Source organism: Lysinibacillus sp. NPDC058147 (assembly GCF_042884205.1).
Lineage (GTDB): Bacteria > Bacillota > Bacilli > Bacillales_A > Planococcaceae > Lysinibacillus.
On sequence record NZ_JBHVUJ010000003.1, the window covers coordinates 470271 to 493592 of the forward strand.

Sequence of the window (23322 nt, forward strand, 5' to 3'; positions counted from 1 at the left end):
TATTATAACAACTTGTTGCAAGTACACAATTAATAAGTTTCCCTACATGTTACCAATAGTAGAATGCCCCAGTTCTAAACAATCTAATAGCTATAGAAAAATTTTTTAAGTATATTCAAATAAGATCTTTTTTCATGTGATTGTTTTAATCCGTGATGTATAATTATAAGTAAGCACTACAAAGTTGAAAGGAAGATTCATATATGATTTTAATGGATGATATTATTCGCGAAGGTCATCCGACTTTACGCACAAAAGCTGAAGAGGTTAAATTCCCTTTAACTGACGAAGTAAGACAGCTCGCAGAAGACATGCTTCAATACTTAATAAATAGCCAAGATCCTGAAATTGCAGATAAATATAATTTACGTAGCGGCATTGGATTAGCTGCCAATCAAGTAAATAGCCTACATCGAATGTTTGCCCTTCATCTGACAGATGACAATGGCGAACAATTAAGCTTTGTGGCAATCAACCCGAAAATCGTTAGCCACTCTGTAGAAAACACATATCTTGCAGCGGGTGAGGGCTGCCTTTCTGTAGATCGCAATGTTCCAGGCTATGTACCACGTCATGCTCGCGTTACAGTTAAATTTAAAACAATTGACGGTGAAGAGAAAAAAATGCGACTTAAAGGCTTGTCTGCTATAGCCTTCCAACACGAATTAGATCACCTTAACGGCATTATGTTTTACGATCGTATTAATGAAAAAAATCCATTTGTGGAAATTCCAGATTCAATTCCATATGAGCGCGATTAGCAGTACAGAAAGAAAGCAAACCCCTGCAGTTATTGTAAACTGCGGGGGTCTGCTTTCTTTCCAGCATCATGGCGATCTTCTTTCCGCCACTACTAATTTTCAATAAGTCTAAACTTTAAATATCCCCATTATTTTTATGCATTAACTAATCCACGTTCTAAACGTTCATTTATTTTTTCCAGCAGTGCAGGCAGCTCTTCCATCGTTTGAATCGTATAATGCGCACCTGTTTCTTTAAATATTCGTGCTGTTTTTTCAATAGCTATTTGCTGCTCTTCTTCAGATAAAGCTATAAACTCTTCTTCAGATAACCCCATCTCAGAGCTTCCAACAACAACACCAACAGCCCAGACACCTGCATTTAAAGCCTCTTTAATATCTGAGGTTGTATCACCAATCTTCACAACTTGTCTCGTTGCCTCAATACCTAATGCCTCCATATTTTTAAAAATCATATATGGACACGGACGTCCTTTATCTCCCACTTGAGTAGGTGTTACTAAATAATCAGGTTCATATCCTTTTGCCGCTGCATGTTGAGTCACTACCTCCATCATAGAGTCTGTATACCCCGTCGTGGAGCCAATGCGAATACCCTCTTCCCTTAATCGATGCACCGTTTCTTTCACATGCTGAATCGGATCTGTGTAAGTAGCTAACGATTCCATTAACTTTGATTCAAACTGCATATATAAAGCTAGGACATCCTGTTCTGTAAAATCTCGGCCATATTTTTGGTTCCAAACCTCACGAATTCTAGGCATTTCGAGCATTGTACGAATATGATCGATTTTCAACATTCCCATCGGTTTACGCGCTTCCTCTAGCGTTACCTCAATTCCCGTTTCTTCAAAAACTGTCAGGAAAACATTCACAGGAGCAAAGCAACCAAAATCAACAGTTGTACCTGCCCAATCAAAAATAACACCTTTAACCTTCATTGTTCATCACCGCCATATAATTTTCGATAACCTTACATAATGTATTCATATCATCTTCATGAATATCTCCAATATTGCCAACTCGGAATGTATCCACATCCGTTAATTTCCCTGGATAAATGACAAAACCCGCTTTTTTCATTGCATAATAGAAATGCTCGAAGGAGAACCCTTCATAAGGGAATAAAAACGTTGTAATAATAGGTGATTGTAGCTCCTCTGAAATATAAGCATTAAACCCAAGTGCTTTTAAACGAGAGCGAAGTATATGATTATTATTCGCATACCGTTCATAGCGAGCACATACTCCTCCTTCTACTACGAGCTCCTCTAACGCCTTCGCAAAAGCTGCCACTACATGTGTAGGTGATGTAAAACGCCATTTTCCATCTTGTTTCATTACTTCCCACTGATTATATAAATCTAGCGCAACGCTTCTTGCTTGCCCTTTGCACTTTTCTAACTCCTCAATTCTTACAATAACAAACCCAAACCCCGGTACTCCCTGGATACATTTATTAGCACTGCTAATTAAGTAATCTATCCCTAATACTGATACATCCATTGGTACCCCACCGAAGCTACTCATCGCATCAACGATAAACGTTTTGTTCAACTCTTTCACGACGCTTCCTATTTCAGCAATAGGATTTAAAATTCCAGTTGTCGTTTCACAATGTACAACAGCAACATGTGTTATTGTTGAATCATTTTCCAACAGCTCTTTAACTTTGAGTGGAGACGGTTGTTCATTATAAGGAACACTATAGACTGTATGCTGTAGCTTAAGCACTTTAGCCATTTCAACAATGCGTTCACCGTAAGCGCCGTTTGTGATAATAAGGATTTTATCTCCCTCACCAACCGCAGTGGTTAATACAGATTCTACAACAAAACTACCACTTCCTTGCATAAGAACAGTTGTGTAATCTGTTTCTTTCACTTGTGCTAACTCTAAAAGTTGCTTACGTATTGCTTGCGTAACATTTTTATAATCATCATCCCACGTGCAACGATCCATTAACATCTCTCGTTTTACTGTTTCAGTTGTCGTTAAAGGTCCTGGTGTTAACAATTTATAGTTGTTCATAAAATTTACAACTCCTTATTTTTGAGCTTCTTTAAAGAATGCTTGATGTTTTTCTAATAAATCCACCGTTAATGTTGTGTCCCATTTCTTTAAATATTTAGGAACAAACTCTTCATTTACTTGCTCACCTTCATAAAGAGCTACAGGATATTGCTTCAGTAAATCGGGACGGGCATCTGTTGCTATTACTTTAGCTATTTCACTCGCTAACGACTCATCCCCCTCTTTATCTACCACAGCCACTGATTCTGTTAATGTAAAGTTACCTTCTATTGGATCGATGTAATCAATCGGTAGCCCTTCTTTTTTAGCATCGATAGCCTGAATACGTAGACCAAACCCTACAGCCACTTCACCTGTTTTTACTTTTTTAATAGGTCCAGATCCTGAGCTTTCGATATGTGGGCCAGCATTTTTGATTAAACCAGCTAATACTTGTTTGCCTTCTTTTTCTCCATACTCATTAATAATTGCCTGCACTAATAACCAACCTGTTGACGAATCTAGAATATTTGGGAATGACAATAAATCTTTATAAGCAGGGTTTGTTAAATCCTTTATGGATGTTGGAACTGGCAAACCTTTTTGTTGTAATAAATCCGTATTAATAAAAATCGAGCCGATATTCCCTAAAATCGGTAATGCAAATGTAGTGCCACCATCTAGAGGCTTTAAATCAGAAGATAAGTCTACAAACATTGACTGAGATTTTTGCGCACTTTCAATAAAATAGGAAGCCATCGTAACGACATCCGCCTCAATGTCTTTCCCCTCTGCCATCATTTTCCCACCAAGTTCAGAAGTTCCGAATGTTTGGATTAAATATTTCCCTTTATAACCCTCTTTATCTAAAGTTGTTTCCATTACTTGAATTGCTTCATCATCGGCATTTGAATAAATAATTACTTGATCTTTCGAACCCGCTTCCGCGCCTCCACATGCAGCTAAAACAATTGCTGAACTAACTGTACCTAACATCATTACTGTTGATTTTTTCATCTTTATGCTCCTTTGTTTTTTCTTTAGGTGTTGCTATATAATCACAACCTAATTTCACAATGAGGTTTGTGCATAAAATAAAAATCGATAGGACAAAAATATCTGTATACTTCGCAAAATGTTGCAGTTCCTTTATACGTGTCGATACAAGCATCGTTTTCGTACTGACAAGGAAAATGACCCCGCTAACTGTAACCATTGCATTTAAAAAATAGTAGCTAAACATTTGATAAATTGTAGGTCTGATATTCGGTAAAATAATGCGAATAACAGTTTTTAACCACGAATCTTTTAATAGCTCTGCCGTTACTTCCCAAGTTGGATCCATTTTTTGCAATGAATTTTTCGCCATTAAATATGGTGTTGTAAAGAAGTGAACTATATTACACGCAATGATGATAAGGAAAGTCCCTTTTAAGGAACTCCCATTAAAGAAAAACAAATAAGAAAGACCAAGTACCATGCCTGGCACAGTATTCGTAACCATCGACACAAAATCTAAGCTTTTTCTTCCTTTAAGTGGTGTTCGGACATTTAATAGAGCGGACACAAACGCCACAACCACACCTAAAACAGCTGTCAAAACAGCAACAAGTAGTGAATTCATATAAACTTTCTTCAAGCCCTGTTCAGCTAATACGTTTTTCACATGTTCTAAAGTAAAGCTGAAATCATATGGATAACCCTTCGTAAAAGGTACTATAAATATTGTCAAAAACATGATGAACACCGCACCTACACAGACAAACGAGAAAACTGTAAACATCAAGTCACGGAACCGATGGACAATGAGGTCACTTGTACTAACTTGTTTATATTGAAAATTGAACCGTTCTAAAATCGTTAGCATAACAACTCCAAGTACGGCAGGTACTAACATTAAAATTGAAATAACTGCACCTCTCTCAAAATGTACAATAGCGCCAAGCATTGCTTGATATAGCTCAGTTGCAATAACTTTGTAGCCTCCACCGACCGAGGCAGGTATCCCGAAGTCTGTAAAGCTTAAAACAAATGATAGTATGAATGCCCCGCCAATCGTCCCTAACATCGGTCGAAATACTGTATGATAAAATCTTCTCAACGGACGATCACGCATCAGCATAGAAACTAGCAGAAAACGTTTATCAATGTATTGCATAGAATTTTGCATTAATATAAAGGCAACAGGTAATGTATAAAGTACATAACCAATTAACAAACCATTGAATCCATAAACCGTAAACAATGGATGACCAAATATCTTCGTAATAATCCCTTGATTGCCAAAGGTATAAATCAGTACAAAGCCGTATGTAATGGTCGGTAATAGCATTGGCAATGTAATGCCGACTTGTACAAGCTTTTTCGTAAAGCGATGGACCGTTGTAAAATGAACAGCATATGCCAATAAAAAAGCCAAAATTGTCGTTATTAAAGCCGCTACTAAAGAGACTTGAAAACTATTTAAAAACGCATCACGAATCTCCACATTTTGCAATGCTTCCACATAGTTTTGAATGGTGATGACATTCCCCTTTTTCAAAGACTGCCAAAACATATAAAGTAGTGGAACAATTAAGAAAAAAATAAAAAAGAAAATAACCGGAAGAAAAATCAATTTCATCATTTTATTTGTTTTAAGCATAAGATTCTCCAAATAGCTGATAAATGTTATGACGTTTTATATGAAGCTGCCTTAATATAAAATCTTCAACAAATTGGTTTTCTGGCGTATTTAATATTTGATGCGGAGTTCCAAATTGTGAAACAGTTCCATCATTAATAATTAGCACTTTATCTGATAGTGTGAGAGCCTCCTCTGGATCATGGGTTACAATAATTGTCGTTAGATTAAATTGGCGAGCAATAGATTGAATACGTTCTTTAATGGATTCTTTTATAACGCCATCAAGCGCACTTAACGGTTCATCTAACAATAAAATTTTTGGTTGCATCACGAGTGTTCTAGCTATAGAGACACGCTGTTTTTGTCCACCTGATAATTCATGAATCTTCTTATGTAAATGCGGGGTCAGTTCTAAAAAATCTATATATTCCTGAACCTCCATTTTTGACATCCTTTCTTTTTTATTTTTCAAACCATATACGATGTTGTCATACGCATTTAAATGCGGAAACAATGCAAAGTCCTGAAAAACAATATTAAACCCTCGATCTTGCATGGATTGTTTCGATATATCTCGTCCATTGTAAAAAAGCTGTCCATTCGTTTGTTGAGTAAGACCTAAAATAATATTGAGTAAAGTTGTTTTCCCACAGCCACTCGGTCCAAGTAAAGAAACTATCTCACCTGATTGAATGCTCAAATTTATATTCACTAAAACTTTTTTATTTTTATAGTTTTTCGAGATATTTTTTAGTTCTAACAAATTGCTCACCCCTATTTAGTTCTTAGCTTTAGTATAGGGACAATTTGTAAAGGAAATTACGCTCTTGTGTAAATGTTGAGTAAATTCTGACCAAGTGTTGACAAAGTCATAAGTGTTTTGAGTAAATAATAAGGAGAGGTGATGAAATGTATACAATAGAAAGGCAACAGCATATTTTGCAATTTGTACGGAAACATAAAGTAGTGAAATTAGTAACGCTAACAAAAGAGTTTAACGTATCAATGGAAACAATACGTCGTGATATTCATCAACTTGTGCAAGAAAAGAAAATGGAGAAGTTTTATGGCGGCGTTAAATATATTGAACCTGTTGAAGGATTGATGGATAACAGACTACAAGAACAGCTACCCGAAAAAACTGCTATCGCAAAAGCATGCGCTTCTTTAGTACAAGACGGAGATTGTATTTTTATTGATAGCGGAACGACCACATACCAAATGACACCATTTTTATTAGAAAAAGAAAAATTAACCGTCATTACAAACTCACTTCCTGTAGCCTTCGATTTAATTGGCTCCAATATCGAAGTGATCATCATCGGTGGAAAAGTTCGTCATTCCGAAAAATCTGTAACGTCTAATGATTTCCTCTTCCGCTTCGACCATCTTAATATTAATAAAGCTTTTATTTGCGCTAGTGGGGTATCGATTGAAAAAGGAATCTCAGATTTCAATTTAGATGAGTCTATCACCCGGAAACAAATTATAAATATTTCTCAAACTGTCTATGTAGCAGCTGATTCTTCGAAATTCAATAAAGATGTCGCTATTCAAGTTTGTACAGTAAACGAGGTAGATATGATAATCACAGATTCCGCACTCTCTAAAGACACGATCAATCATTTCACAGATAAAGGTTTACAGTTGAAACTTGTAAATACAAACAAAGACACTGAATAATTTACTAAATACAAAAGCAACTAGTTGTAATCAATTCCTACAACTAGTTGCTTCTTTAATTTCTTCAATTAATTATGCCTTGGCATAATTGCGTCCGGACTCCGCTGAAGTAAGTTAGATAATATTTAATTGACGCATCATTTTAGCAAGACCGTCCTCATCTACATGCTTTGCAATATGAGTAGCAACAGCCTTCACTCTCTCATGTCCATTTCCCATCGCCACGCCAGTCCCAACAGCCTGCAACATTTCAATATCGTTCAGTCCGTCCCCGAAAGCAACAGCATCATTTAATGTCAGCCCTATCTTATCAAGGATTTTTTCAATACCAAGAGCCTTTGAGCCTCCTTTTGGTAAAATATCACAAGAATAGCGATGCCAACGTACAAACTCCACGTTTGGAAAAGCTTCACGATATAAATGTTCATCTTTTTCTTCCATAAATATAAGTGTTTGATAGACACTGTTCTGCATATAATAAGTTGAGTCTATCTCAGGATACGGATAATTTAATGTATTTAAACTTTCTGCCACCCAAGCATTGTTTTCACCTGAAGCAATCATTCGCTTATCGTCTAAAAATACTAATAGTTCATTTCTAGCTTCAGCAAAGGCAATAATCTTAGCTAGTTTGTCTTTTTCAATACCATTCGTATAGACAACTTCACCTTTATAAACGACATATTGTCCATTAAAGGTTATATACGTATCAATTTCTAGCTCTTCCAGTAAGGATTGAATCATAAAAGGTCCACGTCCAGTTGCAATCGCTAACTCATATCCATTACGACGAGCTTCAAAAAGCGCTTCTTTCGCAGAAGCGGGTAATATTTTCTCACTATTATAAAGTGTACCATCTACATCAAAAAATAATATTTTCTTCATCTTATAGTCCCCTCCATTATGTAATATGCTGCAAAGGTTAATGACTTTACAGAGGCAATATTTTTTATTATAATGATCCTAAGGAGTGATGTGCCATGCTGAAGAAACTCAAACGGAAATTGTTGAAGCAACTTCGCGGCATACTCGGAAAAAAATCAATTGCCTAACATTTGCCCTTCATTATTTGAAGGGCTTTTCTTTATTTTAGAGTAACTGCATGATAATATAAAGGAAATGCATTTATTTGGCTATGTGCAACCACTGTCTCATTGCATAATTCAATTACACCTTGTTGTAATTACGTCTGGATTGTAACACTGAGATACAAGAACTTCAAACGCCTAATTTCTTCCTTTACTTACTAGAAATTTGCTGTTTTTTCTTGTAGTACGTGTGTGGTATTAGTCAAAGGTGCAAGAAAATTGTACGCAATAAAAGGAGAGCAAACTATGATTTACAAAGTTTATTATCAAGAAAAAGCAAATGAGATTCCAGTTCGCGAAAATACTAAAAGTCTATACCTTGAAGCTGCTTCAGAACGCGAAGTACGTCAAAAGCTAAAAGACCGAAACTACAACATCGAGTTCGTTCAACTGCTTGAAGGTAACTATTTAGTCTACGAACAAGCAAGTCCGAACTTCATCTTGGAGGAAATTTAACAAACATGAAGTTTGTTAAAAATGACCAAGCAGCTGTTTTCGCGCTCGGCGGACTGGGCGAAATCGGCAAAAATACTTACGGCGTTCAATTTCAAGATGAAATTATTTTAATTGACGCCGGTATTAAATTCCCTGAAGACGACTTACTCGGTATTGACTATGTAATTCCGGATTATACGTATTTAGTACGCAATGTCGACAAAATTAAAGGATTATTTATTACACATGGACACGAAGACCATATTGGTGGTATTCCCTACTTATTACGTCAAGTAAATGTCCCTGTCTACGGTGGTAAACTTGCACTTGGCTTATTACGTAATAAGTTAGACGAGCATGGCTTGCTACGTACTACAAAGCTTATCGAAATTAAAGAAGAGGATGTTATTAAGTTCAGAAAAACATCTGTTAGCTTCTTTAGAACAACACATAGTATTCCAGACGCATACGGCATTGTTGTTAAAACACCACCTGGTAACATCGTGCATACAGGTGACTTTAAATTTGACTTTACACCAGTAGGAGAGCCAGCTAACTTAACAAAAATGGCTGAAATCGGCCGCGATGGCGTACTATGCTTACTTTCAGATAGTACAAATGCAGAAAAGCCGAACTTCACAATGTCAGAGCGTACAGTCGGAAAAAGTATCGATGAAATTTTCCGTAAGGTTGATAGCCGTATTATTTTTGCAACTTTCGCATCCAATATTCACCGTTTACAACAAGCAACAGATGCTGCAATAAAATACGGAAGAAAAATTGCTGTCTTCGGCCGTTCAATGGATAATGCCATAACAATTGGTCGTGAACTAGGCTATATTAATGCACCAAAGGATACATTTATTGATGCCCAAAGCATTAATCGTCTTCCTGCTAATGAAGTAATGATATTATGTACAGGCTCTCAAGGTGAACCGATGGCAGCCCTTTCTCGTATTGCAAACGGTACACATCGTCAAATCCAAATCCAGCCTGGTGATACAGTTGTTTTCTCTTCTTCACCAGTACCTGGAAATACGGTAAGTGTAAACAAAATTATCAACTTACTTTTCCGTGCAGGTGCAGAAGTTATTCATGGTGCACTAAATAATATCCATACTTCTGGTCACGGTTCTCAGGAAGAACAAAAATTGATGCTGCGTTTAATGAAACCGAAATTCTTTATGCCAATTCATGGTGAATTCCGTATGTTGAAAATGCATACTCATCTGGCAGAAGATTGTGATGTTCCACTTGAAAATTCATTCGTAATGGAGAATGGTGACGCGCTAGCATTAAGTGCAAATGAAGCACATGTAGCAGGTCGTATTCCTTCAGGAGACGTTTATATTGACGGCAATGGTATTGGAGATATCGGCAATATCGTATTACGTGATCGACGCATTCTTTCTGAAGAAGGTTTAGTAATCGTTGTTGTAAGTGTGGATATGGAAAATCAAAAAATCGTTTCCGGCCCAGACATTATTTCACGAGGCTTTGTTTACATGCGTGAGTCAGGTACTATGATTAATGAAGCCCAAAAAATGCTAAACCGTCACTTGAACGAAACGATCCAAGGCAAAACACCTCAATGGACTGAGCTAAAAAATGAAATCACAGACGTATTAGGTCCATATTTATTTGAAAAAACAAAACGTCGACCTATGATTTTACCGATTATTATGGAGGTTTAACCTCATTTAAAAAACTACGCAAAATTGCGTAGTTTTTTTTTTCATTTTTTGGAACCTCTTCGCTCTTTTTTTCGTATATAACATGACGACTCTAAAATCATTTCAACGATACTAAGATTCAAAATAAATTAGAGTAACACAAGAAATAGCTACTTAAATGAAGTTATGTCCATATTATAGTACTATCAGAAACTCTGCAATCACTTCTAGTCACCAAGACTACTTAATCATTACTCACACTTCAACTTTTCGTACGAAAATCTGAAAATATTTTGTAACTGTCGACTCGCTTTCGCACAGACGAAACCTTGTTGCTGTCTCTACAGAAAATATTTTGCTTAAATGAAGATAAAATAGGATCGTCATCCTTTAGAGAGTGTGCAATCCTATCCTTATGTCTACATATTAAAGTATTTAGCTATAACATAAGCAACCCAACGATAATCTGGTTGCAAGCGTATGTTTTCAATTAAACCTTTTAAAATCGGTTTACTATAGGTTGGATTTTCGACTTGGTCTTTTAATAATTTAAGAGACTCGCGTTCTATAGTGTCTTCAAACCCATCTAGATGTTGATCAATTAATTCTAGCAAAGATTCCTGTGAAACTTCTTCATTACAAGGTTTCTCCGTTAATCTAACGAGTTCTTCAGTTATAAATGGTATCGTCGTATGCCGTGCAATAATTTCCGTCTTTTCAGCTAGAGATTTAGCCAATTGATCTAAATCGAGTGGTATATCGGAAAAAATAAAAAGTTCCGAATAACTTTTCATAAATCCTTTAATGCAATACATAACATCATATTTTGTCTCCTCAAGTTCATCCTGATATAGCTGCTCAAGCATATAGAGAATCGACTTAGACATCTCAACATCATAGGCAATTATTTTTTGAAACAACTCTTTTTTTGTAAGAAGTACTTTTTCATTAAAAAACACACGGGCAGATGCAGCATGGTTTTTAAATGCTTGAAAAATACTTTTATAAAATTCAACTAAAATAATATCTTTACTAAGCGAACTTCTGACTACTTGGTCAACGTCAGTAACAAACTGTTGTAGATAATACTCTACCATGGAAATTAGAAGCTCGTCTTTTGTTTTGAAAGATAAATAAAATGCACCTTTTGAAATTCCACATCTTTCTGTAATTTGTTGTACAGATGTAGCCTCAAAGCCTTGTTCCGAGAATAGCTCCAACGCTTTCTCCATAATAAGTTGCTTTCTTAACATACTTTTAATTCTCTCCTAATGTATTTCATTGACAAATGACCGATTAGTCATTAGTATAAATAACGAAATCTAGTTAGTCAATAAAGGGTAGGTGTAAAGGTGAAAGGGTTAGTTAATTTCGTATTGAAAAACAAATTGGCAGTGTGGTTATTAACAATTATCATCACTGTCTCTGGTATTTATTCAGGTACAAAAATGAAAATGGAATCCATACCTGACATTTCTATACCATATTTAATTGTAATGGGTGTTTATCCTGGTGCAACACCTGAACAAGTTATGAATGAGCTTTCCATACCATTTGAAAAATCAATAGAAAGCTTAGAAGATGTAAAAGCAGTTTACTCTTCATCCTCTTCAAATGTAGCACAAGTTCAAGTTGAATATGACTATGGAATTGATATGGATGAGAAAAAGCGCCAATTAGAGTCCGCTTTAGAAGGTATAAAATTACCTGAAGGTGCTCAAAAACCGTCAGTTATGGCAATTAGCATGAATATGATGCCTGTTGTCGCTTTATCAGTTAGTAGCTCTAAAGAAGATATTGTTGGATTAACGTCAACAGTAGAAAACATTCTACTTCCAAAAATCGAAAAAATTGATGGCGTTGCTTCCGCAACAATCAATGGTCAGCACATTAATGAAGTATCATTTAAATATGATAAAGCTAAAATGGCTGCTCTTGGCTTAACAGAGGATTCTGTCAAGCAAATGATTCAAGCAAGTGATATGTCACTTTCACTTGGTTTATATCAATTTACTGTAGGTGAACAGGCCGTTTCAGTAGATGGTAAAGTTAAATCTATCGATGAGTTAAAAGACTTATTGATCCCAGTTACACCTTCAGCAACAAATCCTTCACCATTCGTTCGCTTAGGCGATATTGCAACGATTGAAGTCGAAGGTAAAGTACAATCCGTATCACGTACAAACGGTAAAGATGCGATTGCGATTCAAATCGTTAAAGCTCAAGATGCAAATACGGTAAAAGTCGTAAATGCAGTGAAAGATTTAATGAAAGACGAAGAAAAATCATTAGACGGCCTAAAAGTGGATATCTCGCTTGACCAAGGTAAACCGATTGAAGATTCAGTGTTCACAATGATTGAAAAAGCAGTATTCGGTGGTGCCATTGCCGTATTAATTATTTTATTATTCTTACGTGATTTCAAATCAACAATTATTTCGATTATTTCTATCCCAGTTTCAGTATTCATGGCATTACTACTATTAAACTGGATGGATATCACATTAAACATTATGACTCTCGGCGCGATAACCGTGGCGATTGGTCGTGTAATCGATGACTCAATTGTAGTTGTTGAAAATATATATAGACGTATCCATTTAAAAGATGAAAAACTAACAGGTCGCGCTCTTATTCGTGAAGCGACAATTGAAATGTTCAAACCAATCCTTTCTTCTACATTAGTAACTGTAGCAGTATTTGCTCCACTAATTTTTGTAGGCGGTATGGTTGGTGAATTATTCATGCCGTTTGCATTAACAATGTCATTTGCGCTAGGTGCTTCATTAATAGTAGCGATTACAATAGTTCCAGCTTTATCTCACTTCCTATTCCGTAAAAAAATATACGGTGAGAAAAAAGAAAGTCAACATAAAGAAGTTGGTAAACTAGCTCTTTGGTATAAAGGTGTACTAGCAAAAGCATTAAATCACAAAATCATTACATCAGTTATAGCGATTGTATTGCTTGTTGGTTCTCTTGCTTTAACACCACTTATTGGCTTCAGTTTCATGGGCTCACAAGAAGATAAGGTTATGTACTTAACGTACACTCCTGGTACAGGCGAGCTAATGAAAGATACAGAAGCGAATGTTGCAAAAGTAGAAAAAGAATTAATGAAACGTAAAGACGTTAATATTTTACAAGTTTCAATCAATGACCCTAAACATGTTGATCCTTCGGCAATGATGATGGGTGGCGGTGCCGGTGGTGCCTTAATGTACCTCATCTTCGATCCAGACATGAAGGACTTCCCTGAAGCACGTAAAGAAGTTGAAGACTATGTAACTAACATCGGTCAATCAGGAACTTGGAAATCTCAAAACTTCTCATCAATGTCGACTTCTTCGAATGAAGTAAGTTACACATTATATAGTGAAGATTTAGATAAGCTTCGCAAAGCAGTGAAACAAGTGGAAGGCGCATTAAAAGAAGTTGATGGTTTAGAAGAAATTAAGTCTGATACTGAAGATCCATTTGTTGAGAATACCTTAAAAGTAGATCAAAAGAATGTTCTACAATACGGTTTAACTACTGCTCAAATTGTAATGGCTTTAAATGAAAATACATCACCAGAAGTCCTAACTAAAGTTCAGTATGATGGTGAAGATATTGATGTTATTGTACAACGTGAAGAAAAAGCTGCGGCCAAATCTCTTGACGATGTTTTAGCTACTAAAATCCAAACAGCTTTAGGCACAACAATGACAATCGGTGAGTTAGTAAAAGTAGAAGAAGGCACTACACTAAACTCATTATCTCGCTCAAAAGGTGAATATTTCGCAAAAGTTTCTGGTACGATTATCGGTGACGATATTTCAAAAGCTACTTCAGCTGCTGATAAAGAAATCGATAAATTAGATTTACCTAAAGGTGTAACGACTGGCGTTGGCGGTGTTGCTGCAGACATGCAAGAAACGTTCACACAACTTGGAATTGCAATGTTAGCTGCAATCGCGATCGTTTACTTCATCCTAGTAGTAACATTCGGTGAAGGTTTAGCACCATTCGCTATCCTGTTCTCACTACCATTCGCAGTAATTGGTGCATTTGTCGGTTTGTTCGTCACAGGTCAAACAATTTCTGTTTCTGTTATGATGGGACTATTAATGCTGATCGGTATCGTTGTTACAAACGCCATCGTATTAGTAGACCGCATTATTCATATGGAACGTGACGGACTTGCTATGCGCGAAGCCATTTTAGAGGCAGGTGCAACTCGTTTACGTCCAATCCTAATGACTGCCATAGCAACAATCGGTGCGATGATTCCAATGGCACTTGGTACTGGTGGCAGTGGTCTAATTTCAAAAGACCTAGCAATTACCGTAATCGGTGGTCTACTATCTTCAACTTTATTAACATTAGTAGTTGTACCAATCGTTTATGAAATGCTATCTAAAATGTTAAAGAAAAACCGAAAAGACGTTAAAGATAATTAATAAATACTTGTAAAAAAGGGCTCTCCATTGTTTGAGAGCCCTTTTTTCTATATTTTTGATGAAACATTATTGTCTATGACTCATTAACATAACGTGAGGTTGATTTCTGTTATACGGTTGATCACTTTCCTGGGGGCATCGGGTGTTTTTTGCGCGAAAGCGAAGCGTTGACGTAACGTCAGCAACAGAGAGGGCATTTACTCTTCTTCCGCGGGTATTTGCCCTCCTTCCGCGGGTATTCTGGCTCCGTGCTCTTTATTACGGATGATGACTATGTTAATTCATAATTGAACTAAGCCCTGCAAAAAATCAGCAGGGCTTAGTTCAATTACAACCATTTCTCAATACAATAAACTTTCTTGGCCGTTGCATCTAATCTCACTTGTTTTCCTATAGCAATTGGATGCATCGGATGCGTATGGCATATATCAAATTCTGCTAAAATCGGGATATCAATGCCGTCTAACTGTTCAATCAGTATTTCATATGGTTTACGCCCAGTCCCTAAATCATCATAACGTTCATGCTTACCTAAAATAATGCCACTGATTTTTTCAAATACTCCGTGTAATTTCAGCATCGCAAAATTTTTCTCAACGATAGCTGTATTTTTAGCGCAATCTTCTATTAATAAAATATCTCCATCATTAATTTTAGGGAAATAAGAAGTACCAATAAATCCATGCATAGCATTTATATTGCCGCCAATTAATCTACCTTCTGCAACTCCTTCTTGAACCGTCACCCATTCATTCTCATATAACTTTTTTTCCACCGTTTTTTCTAGCCAATTGACGGGTTCATCTGACCAATATGTAGGCATTGGAATTTCGTAAGGTAATGATTGTGATTTAAAGAAGTAGTTTTCGAAGAATTGATATGCATCATTGACTAATGGCTCAAATTCACCAAAGGAAGGAACTAATGCTGGACCGTAATAAGTTGTAATTCCTGTTTTTGCGTAAAGTGCCAGTAAAATTGCCGTCGCATCAGAATAACCAACGACGATTTTTGGATTGCTTTGAAATGCCTCATAATCAATATATGGCAACATACTATTTGAATTTGTACCGCCTATTGTCGACATGATGATGTGGACGTTTGGATTTCGTAGTAATTCATTTAATTCTTCAGCACGCTCTTTAGGAGTACCAGAGCGATAAATATCAGATTTACCAGTTAGGCTTCCCTCAATTAACTTTATATTTCTTTGTTCAAGAAAAGCTTTTGCACGCTTATAACGAGAAAGTGAATTGATGGATGCCGGTGAAGAAGGTGAAAAAATACCGATATTAATAATTCTAGTGTTTCTTCTAGAATTCATATACACACCCTTTGGATTACAATAATTTCGACATATAATATTCATCAATGTACTCACCATCAACATATAAAGAATGTCTTTTAGTTCCCTCAATTTCAAATCCCATTTTTTCATATAATGCTACGCCCGCAGTGTTGTTCGCCATAACTGTCAGTTCCAAGCGATGCATGCCCTTTCCTTTTGCCCAATCATCAAGGTGACTAAATAATGCAGTACCAATCTTTCTTCCTCTAAAATCACTATGGATACCTACAACAATATAGGCTCGATGTGAAACTCTAGATGGCATATTATTACCTTGAACAATTAGATAACCAACTACTCTTTTTTCTATTTCAGCTATAAATAATGCTGAATGGCTGTTATTATTAATATTCTCAATAAATTTAGTAAATTGTTCAGTCTCTAATTTTCGTTCACCTGGCCCAAATAACATAAAATTAGACTCTTCCGCATTTTTTATGACAGCTATGATCTGTTCAGCATCTTCACGTATTGCTTCTCTAATAAGCATCTTGATCGAACTCCCTTCTTTCTTAAAATTTAGTGACATGTAACATCAAGTCTTTCGTGTTCATTTGAACTTCACCACCGATAGGAAATGTAAAGATTGGCTGTGTATGTCCAAAATCAACATCATATAATACTGGTATTCTTTTTAAGTCTGAATGCTTATCTAAAATAAAATGTAGCTGCTCCTCTGTCATTTTAGAAGCTCTTTGAAATCGCCCTATCGCAATGCCTTTAATATTACTAGTAGCTTGTAATAGCGAGGTGAAGTCTCGAGCAAATATTTCTGGATTAACTAATTCATCATCCTCTACAAATAAAATACTATTTGATAAATCAGGCATATACGGTGTCCCTTGCAACAAATTTAATGTACATAAATTCCCTCCGAATAATTGCCCACTTGCTTCTCCTGCGGAATATACCTTCCAACTAGCCGCTTCAAAATGACGATTATGTTGATCTAAATACCATGCATCATCACTCCAAATGCTTGATGCTTTAATCGTATATGGTGTATTGTTCATCAAACATTTTTGAAAATATGATAGCTGATAGTCTTGTGCCTGTTCCATACGAAAGCTAGAAAAATGAGGACCCGAATACGTAACAAATCCACACTTTTGAGTAATAGCTGTTGCTAAAGCTGTGATATCACTGAATCCACAAAATATTTTTGGATTATTGCTATCATATCGTAATCTAAATAGGGTAATACCTCATTACAGTTATAACCACCAATGACTGTTAATACAGCCTTTACATTCTCATCACGAAAGGCATCATGAATGTCTGCAACTCGATGCTCAATAGAAGTTGAATGCTGAAGATCGCATTCAAAAATATGTCGACCAAAGGATACATTAAAGTCTAACTCCTCAAGTTTTTTCTTTGTTTGTTCAGCGCCTTCTTCTGTAATAATTGCTGCACTACGACTAGGCGCGATAACACGTACCTCATCACCTACTGTTAATTTTTTCGGAATACGCAAACTGCTCCCCTCCCCTAATAAGTTTTAATTTTTCTATTATTCTTTCATTTCGAATTTAAATTTTCTCTATTATTACAAAACACTAATGGAAAATCAAATATAAAATTACAATTTTTTCATACGTTATATTTCATTGTGAAATGAAAAGTTGATTTTTCACATCTACCGGTTTTGCTTGTTGTTTATTAGCAATTCTTGCTCCTTTATCAGCGATGTTGTTGTTTTATCAGCGATTCTGACACTTTTATCAGCGATGTTCGTTGTTTTATCAGCGATTCTGACACTTTTATCAGCGATGTTCGTTGTTTTATCAGCGATTCCGTCTCTTTTATCAGCGATGTTCGTTGTTCCGGCCCTTATCATTCTTCCCAACGATAAAAATCCATCAAAAAAGATGCATCGCAAAGAAATTTTGCAATGCATCTTTTTTTTATTGGTTGTGTGACCAATGCGTTTAATTATGCTGGTAGCACAGATTTTTTAAAAGGAATCGGCTATTTATTTTCTCTTTTTGCCAATTAATAACGTGACTTGTGCCATTGTAAATGGCAATGAAGATTTCTTTCGATACGCTATATACTTTGGCTCCCAAAAATCTGCATATTTTAATTTAAAATTTTTTAATCCTTTAAAATGGTAGAAGTGTTGCCCATGTAAAAATATTTGTGCGGCAATTTTTTCACTCAAAAAGGAGTACCTAGACTGACCGACATTTGACAATGGTGACATCCCCATATTAAAAACGCGATAGCCTTCTGCTTTTGCCCATTCAAATAGCGATAGGAATATGAAATCCATCGTTCCAGATGGTGCTCCCGGCTTAAAACGCATGAGATCTACTGAGAGTCTTTCGCCATTATCGTACATTGGCATGAGACTGGCAAAGCCAATAACCCCTTCTGTACCACGTAAAACAGCAATGTTTGAAGTGTTTAAATAGTGTTCATCAAAAAAGCCAAGAGAGAACCCTTTTTCTGACCTTCCCTGCAACCATTTCGTTGATACTACTTCCAATTCATTCAGTAATTCCTGTGAGTAAGGAGGGCTTACTACTTCAACTGAAAAATTTTCTCGTTCAAATTTATTTTTTACAGCTCGACGTCCCTTCATTCCTTTACCAGTAAGTGTAAAATCATCTAAATTTACAAAAGCTTCTTCGCCAAGCTTAAAAAAACTATACCCATGCTCATGTAAAGAAGGAAAAATTTTATTGTTAATTTCATAAAAGACGGGTGTATAACCATGCTTATCCGCCAATTCTAAAAACTCCTGAATAGCGGATAAAAAATCAGATTCATCTCCCACTGGATCTCCCAGCACAACAATCTTATCGGCATATATTTGATAAGAAAATAAAACTGTACCTTGTTTATTCCAATGTACAAATTTGTCATGTAAAAAAATCAAATGCGAATACTCCGTCCCTTTATAGGTCATCAAATGATCTTTGATTTTCTCTTCTTGCTCACTTGATAAAAGTTTTTCCATTTTCTTAGGTGCACGGATAAAATAACCTATACAAAAAATTACAATTGCTATTAGGATACCAATTACTGCACTATAAAATAGGTCTCGGTAATCAGTAATGATGTATTCCTGTAGAGCGGCTGGAATATGAATTTTGGAAGAAGGTAAGTTCACATAACCAATCAATACATACATCACTGTAATGATTGTCACTGCAGCAAGATCAATCAAAACGACGCCCCATGTCAAAACGTTACTTTCACGGTAAAATTGATTTTTTGAGACAATTAACAGCCCTGCGACAATCAGTAAAAAAATTGCTTCTTCATAGTCCAAGCCTTTAAAAAGTGAAAATATTGCAGAACTACTTAGCACAATAAGGCTAAGCTGATATGCCCTTTTTACTTTATATTTAATCCCCCTACTTAACCCTAAGAGAATAAAGCCAGCTGCAACAGTCAGTTGGTGAGAGACATGCATGATTGGTGAAGATAAAAATTCTTGAGCTATTTTTAATCGACTTAAAATACCCGGCACCGAAGCTGATAGCAATAATACTATGCCAGAGAGAAATACCAATATCGTTAATAGCATGTGACTCAGCTTCTGAAGAATAACATTTGGCAAGTCATCCCATGATTGATTCCAACGTTCCCAATATTCTTTTACAAATAAAAGAGAAGATACTAAAAACGGAAGCACAAAATATCCAACCCGGTACAAAATTAATAGAAAAAGCACTTTTTCATCAGCGATTCCTAAACTTTGAGTCCCCCATAAAAAAACAAGGTCAAACGAGCCCACTCCGCCAGGGATCATACTGACAATACCCGCACAGCAAGCAATTAAAAATATGGGAATTAAATTGGATAATTCTATTGGGATCTTCAAAATAAAAGTTAATATCCAGATAACTAAAAAGACTGCAACCCATTCAGCTACGGAAGTACCGATTAATTGAAGAGAGATCTTAGGCTTTAAAGAACCTGCTTTTTTATTGCGAATGATGAGCATAGCAATAAAAATCGGAACATATAAGCTGACAAGAATAACCGCTATCTTTAACCATCGTACTTCTTTTAGCAATGGGAAGTCCCAAAAGAACATATACATAATCCAAGCTAACAGTGAAATCCCCGTTAAATAAAAAAGTGTTACTGAGGCTATGTTTTTTAATAAGTCTTCCTTATCCTCTTTATATTTCGAATAGAAATAATTACGCAGAAAAACACCAACTAAACCACCAAAGCCAATAAGATTGGAGAAGGTATTCACAATAAATGAATGATTTAGCAAAAGTCGGTTGTTTATTTTGATTCCTAATATTTTCACTAAAATAACATCATAAAAAATCATCGGTGTAATAGCACAGAAGGTGATAAAAAGAATAAATAAGAGCTCCCATATCTGCAGTTCATTCACTTCTTTCTGAAGCAAATGGGCATCTATCCCATTTATCGTTTGTAGAATTTCATAAATTGCGATTGCTAAAAGTGCTATTGGAAATAGAATTTTCAAAAATTTAAATAGCGACTCTTTTCGAACGTTGAACATGTGTATTAAACCTACTCCCCATTAGCTTTCTAAGATCAATTATATCTTTAATTTCCATAAAAAATCCTCCGAAGAATAACATACCATTATTGTAACGGATTCTCTGCTATATGTATCGATAAAGTAAGTTTGCCTCTTGGGATGTAGCATATTTTATTCACTCTATTGAGTCTATTTGCTGCATAATGTATTCATCAATAAACAAATTCCCAAAATCTAATCCATATGGTGGGAAAGCAAATGATGTTTCCAATATCCCCTTAGTTACTAAGGTTTCCCTATAAAAGATGTATTAAACCGCTTTATAAGACACTCTTTCGGATTAAATGTAATATCGATGGATAGGACGTCCCACACTCCCATATTGTATATCCACCTTTAATAAATTTTGTTTTTCTAAAAAATCCAAGTAACGTCGAGCTGTTACACGAGCCGTTCCAATATAGTTGGACACTTCTTCCGCTGATACGGCTTCGTTACTCTCTTGAATATAGGCAAGTACCTTGTCTAATGTTGCTCGGTTAAAACCCTTTGGTAGTTCGTTAATGATTATTGTCTCAGTGATTGGAGGAACAACTATTTGTTCAGGGATACGTTGCTGCATTAGATGATCCACATCATGCTGTGTTAGATCTTGCATACCACTTATTTTTTTTCTATAAGCTTGATAATTCTTTAAAGTTTGTTCAATTCGTTCAAACGTAAAAGGTTTCATAATATAATCATAGACGCCTAGGTGTAATATTCTCTGCACAGTAGACATATCATTCGCAGCAGTTACGGCAATAACATCAACTGGAATATGTTCTTCACGAATTTTTCCTAGCGTAATAATACCATCCTGCTCTGGCATAAAAATATCCATAAAGACAAGTTCAGGGTTTAATTGTTTAATCTTCTCTACCCCTTCTAACCCATTACCAGCATAGCCTATCAGTGAAAATCCTTTGATTTGCTCAATAAATTGCCTGTTCACTTCTCGTACCATTGGATCATCTTCAATTAATAACACATTTATTACATCCATCTACTCTCCCCCTAACTCAAATAAGATTAAGAAACTTGTCCCTTTCATAATTTCACTCACTACCTCAATATCGCCATTACCTTTTCTTACGATTTCATGTATTAAATGCAAGCCGATACCTCGATTCTCACTTGCCTTTGTAGAAAATCCATTTTCAAACATACGAGCTTGTACCTCTTCCGACATCCCAATTCCATTATCAGAAACAGCAATTGCTAGGACACCGTCATGCTCATCTACAGAAATCGCTACATATTTATCATCCTTTGAAAGAACATTTAGCGCTTCAAAGGCATTTTCAATTAAATTTCCTAACAAGACGACAAAATCGTGGTGGTCTAATAATGGTGGAAAGCGTTTAAAATGACTTTTTCGATCGATTTCTACTTGTACGCCCAATTCTTTGCCATAACTAACTTTACTTAGCAATAATCCTGAAATATTTTCATTATGAAAGCGTTCATTCAAAAACTTCGTCAAAGAAGCTTCATTTTCAGTAGTAGCTGTAACGTATTCAAGTGCTTGCTTTGTATGTCCCAATTGCAGAAGTCCTGCAATAGTATGAAGCTTATTTTTATGCTCATGTGTTTGTACACGCAGTGCTTGAACAAAAACTTTAACACCTGTTACCTCTTCCGCAAGCTTTTTCACTGCTGTTAAATCTTTAAACATAGCAACTGCTCCAACTAACTCACCATTTACAATAATCGGGACACGATTACTCAAAATACTATGATGATTGATGTAAAGTTCTTGATCGTATACTGGTGTTGCCGTTTCAACAATTTCAGGCAATCGCGTGTCAGGCAAAACATCATAAATCTTTTCCCCGATACAATCCTCTATCTTTCTAGTAACTCCTAGTATATCAGCTGCTTTTTCATTAAAAATTGTAATATTCATTCCTTTATCGACCGCTATAATGCCTTCATGCATAGCATTGAACGTTTCTGTTCGTTCCACATACATCTTGGCAATCTCATGAGGCTCAAGCCCAAACATTTGCTTTTTAATATGTCGACCAAGTGTATATGCCCCCCAAATACTAAAAACAAGCGATATAAGAATAGTAATAAAAATTTCATGCTCATAATTTCGCAACATTTCTATAAAAGTTGGCAATGAATACCCTACAACGACAATGCCTACTTGTTCTTTTTTGTCATCAATAATAGGGACAAAAGCCCGAATCATTACACCCGCTTCCCCTTGCGCCTTCGATACATAATAATGCTCACTAAAGGAAGCATTTAAATCTTGTGATTCACTACGCTTCCCTATTTCTTTAGTGACTGGGTGAGATAGTTTAATACGATCCATATTCATTACAACAATATACTCCGCTTTATTCACAACACGAATTCCATCTACTATTTTATTGACATTTTTCGCCGCTTCTTTAATATTGTCATTTTTTAAATGCATACTGATTTCTGGCACATTTGATACAGTCCTCGCAACAAGCATAGCACGCTGACCAAACTCCTTTTCTTGCTCAGTTAAGAGGTTTCCAAGTACAAAAATGCCACCAAGTAAAAAGGAGAATGCAATGATAAAAAATGTCACTAATAGGATTTTGCCGTTTACGGGCATTTTTATCATATGAAAATTCCTACCTTTCCAAATCTGCATTTCACTATAAGAGAAGCTTAATGGGCGGATTTTACTCATGCTCAGAATGTCACTTCTATCAATGATATGCTTTTAAGATTATCTTCAAAAAAATTT

Annotated in this window: 18 protein-coding genes and 1 pseudogene; 5 read left to right on the forward strand and 14 right to left on the reverse strand. The window is 35.8% G+C overall.

The annotated features are described in order from the left end of the window. Window positions 1-203 precede the first annotated feature (203 nt). Window positions 204-761 (forward strand): peptide deformylase, encoded by a 558-nt coding sequence (gene def, locus ACFVT8_RS11780; protein WP_387079722.1) that lies wholly within the window; start codon window positions 204-206, stop codon window positions 759-761. A gap of 134 nt (window positions 762-895) precedes the next feature. On the opposite strand, the gene phnX is transcribed toward def, so the two are convergent. From phnX to ACFVT8_RS11805, 5 genes are read right to left on the reverse strand one after another with little or no spacing between them, the layout of a single operon-like run. Then, window positions 896-1702: a phosphonoacetaldehyde hydrolase gene (gene phnX, locus ACFVT8_RS11785; RefSeq protein ID WP_387079720.1), complete on the reverse strand. Its 807-nt coding sequence runs from the start codon at window positions 1700-1702 to the stop codon at window positions 896-898. Beyond that, entirely contained in the window at window positions 1692-2792 is a 1101-nt protein-coding gene (locus ACFVT8_RS11790) for a 2-aminoethylphosphonate--pyruvate transaminase (RefSeq protein ID WP_387079719.1), read from the reverse strand. Before ACFVT8_RS11790 ends, phnX begins: the two co-directional genes overlap by 11 nt. A 15-nt stretch (window positions 2793-2807) precedes the next feature. Continuing rightward, window positions 2808-3791, reverse strand: coding sequence for an extracellular solute-binding protein (locus ACFVT8_RS11795; RefSeq protein ID WP_387079717.1), 984 nt, complete (start codon window positions 3789-3791; stop codon window positions 2808-2810). After that, window positions 3754-5418, reverse strand: a complete 1665-nt coding sequence (locus ACFVT8_RS11800; RefSeq protein ID WP_387079716.1) for an ABC transporter permease subunit — start codon at window positions 5416-5418, stop codon at window positions 3754-3756. The genes ACFVT8_RS11795 and ACFVT8_RS11800 overlap by 38 nt, the downstream gene beginning before the upstream one ends. Continuing rightward, window positions 5411-6163 (reverse strand): ABC transporter ATP-binding protein, encoded by a 753-nt coding sequence (locus ACFVT8_RS11805; RefSeq protein ID WP_387079714.1) that lies wholly within the window; start codon window positions 6161-6163, stop codon window positions 5411-5413. The genes ACFVT8_RS11800 and ACFVT8_RS11805 overlap by 8 nt, the downstream gene beginning before the upstream one ends. Before the next feature lie 146 nt (window positions 6164-6309). On the opposite strand from ACFVT8_RS11805, the gene ACFVT8_RS11810 reads away from it, so the two are divergent. Next, a complete protein-coding gene (locus tag ACFVT8_RS11810) occupies window positions 6310-7083 on the forward strand; it encodes a DeoR/GlpR family DNA-binding transcription regulator (protein ID WP_387079712.1) in 774 nt (257 codons plus the stop codon). A gap of 114 nt (window positions 7084-7197) precedes the next feature. Here the strand turns inward: ACFVT8_RS11810 and ACFVT8_RS11815 are convergent, their stop codons facing one another. Next, on the reverse strand, window positions 7198-7968 hold the full coding sequence (locus tag ACFVT8_RS11815; protein ID WP_387079710.1) for a Cof-type HAD-IIB family hydrolase: 771 nt from the start codon (window positions 7966-7968) through the stop codon (window positions 7198-7200). A gap of 449 nt (window positions 7969-8417) precedes the next feature. Between ACFVT8_RS11815 and ACFVT8_RS11820 the strand changes: the two genes are divergently transcribed. Then, complete coding sequence (locus ACFVT8_RS11820; RefSeq protein WP_053483456.1) at window positions 8418-8627, forward strand: DNA-dependent RNA polymerase subunit epsilon; 210 nt, start codon at window positions 8418-8420, stop codon at window positions 8625-8627. A gap of 5 nt (window positions 8628-8632) precedes the next feature. Next, a complete protein-coding gene (gene rnjA / locus ACFVT8_RS11825) occupies window positions 8633-10300 on the forward strand; it encodes a ribonuclease J1 (protein ID WP_387079709.1) in 1668 nt (555 codons plus the stop codon). Window positions 10301-10698: 398 nt separating this feature from the next. Here the strand turns inward: rnjA and ACFVT8_RS11830 are convergent, their stop codons facing one another. After that, a complete protein-coding gene (locus tag ACFVT8_RS11830) occupies window positions 10699-11532 on the reverse strand; it encodes a TetR/AcrR family transcriptional regulator (RefSeq protein ID WP_387079708.1) in 834 nt (277 codons plus the stop codon). Between the two features lie 99 nt (window positions 11533-11631). Here ACFVT8_RS11830 and ACFVT8_RS11835 point away from each other — a divergent pair, with 99 nt between their 5' ends. Beyond that, window positions 11632-14721 carry an efflux RND transporter permease subunit gene (locus tag ACFVT8_RS11835; RefSeq protein ID WP_387079706.1) on the forward strand — a complete coding sequence of 1030 codons (3090 nt, stop codon included), beginning with the start codon at window positions 11632-11634 and terminating at the stop codon, window positions 14719-14721. Window positions 14722-15049: 328 nt separating this feature from the next. Here ACFVT8_RS11835 and ACFVT8_RS11840 read toward each other — a convergent pair whose 3' ends face one another. From ACFVT8_RS11840 to ACFVT8_RS11870, 7 genes and pseudogenes are all read right to left on the reverse strand, one after another. Beyond that, window positions 15050-16045: a S66 family peptidase gene (locus ACFVT8_RS11840; RefSeq protein WP_387079704.1), complete on the reverse strand. Its 996-nt coding sequence runs from the start codon at window positions 16043-16045 to the stop codon at window positions 15050-15052. A 16-nt stretch (window positions 16046-16061) separates the two neighbouring features. Further along, on the reverse strand, window positions 16062-16559 hold the full coding sequence (locus ACFVT8_RS11845) for a GNAT family N-acetyltransferase (protein WP_387079702.1): 498 nt from the start codon (window positions 16557-16559) through the stop codon (window positions 16062-16064). A gap of 22 nt (window positions 16560-16581) precedes the next feature. After that, window positions 16582-17130: a S66 peptidase family protein gene (locus tag ACFVT8_RS11850; protein ID WP_387224271.1), complete on the reverse strand. Its 549-nt coding sequence runs from the start codon at window positions 17128-17130 to the stop codon at window positions 16582-16584. An 81-nt stretch (window positions 17131-17211) separates the two neighbouring features. Further along, a pseudogene (locus ACFVT8_RS11855) lies at window positions 17212-17546 on the reverse strand (LD-carboxypeptidase); the annotation flags it as partial. A gap of 498 nt (window positions 17547-18044) precedes the next feature. Next, on the reverse strand, window positions 18045-20567 hold the full coding sequence (gene mprF / locus ACFVT8_RS11860; protein WP_387079700.1) for a bifunctional lysylphosphatidylglycerol flippase/synthetase MprF: 2523 nt from the start codon (window positions 20565-20567) through the stop codon (window positions 18045-18047). A 322-nt stretch (window positions 20568-20889) separates the two neighbouring features. After that, window positions 20890-21594: a response regulator gene (locus ACFVT8_RS11865; protein ID WP_387079698.1), complete on the reverse strand. Its 705-nt coding sequence runs from the start codon at window positions 21592-21594 to the stop codon at window positions 20890-20892. After that, window positions 21595-23196 carry an ATP-binding protein gene (locus ACFVT8_RS11870; RefSeq protein WP_387079696.1) on the reverse strand — a complete coding sequence of 534 codons (1602 nt, stop codon included), beginning with the start codon at window positions 23194-23196 and terminating at the stop codon, window positions 21595-21597. Window positions 23197-23322: the final 126 nt, after the last annotated feature.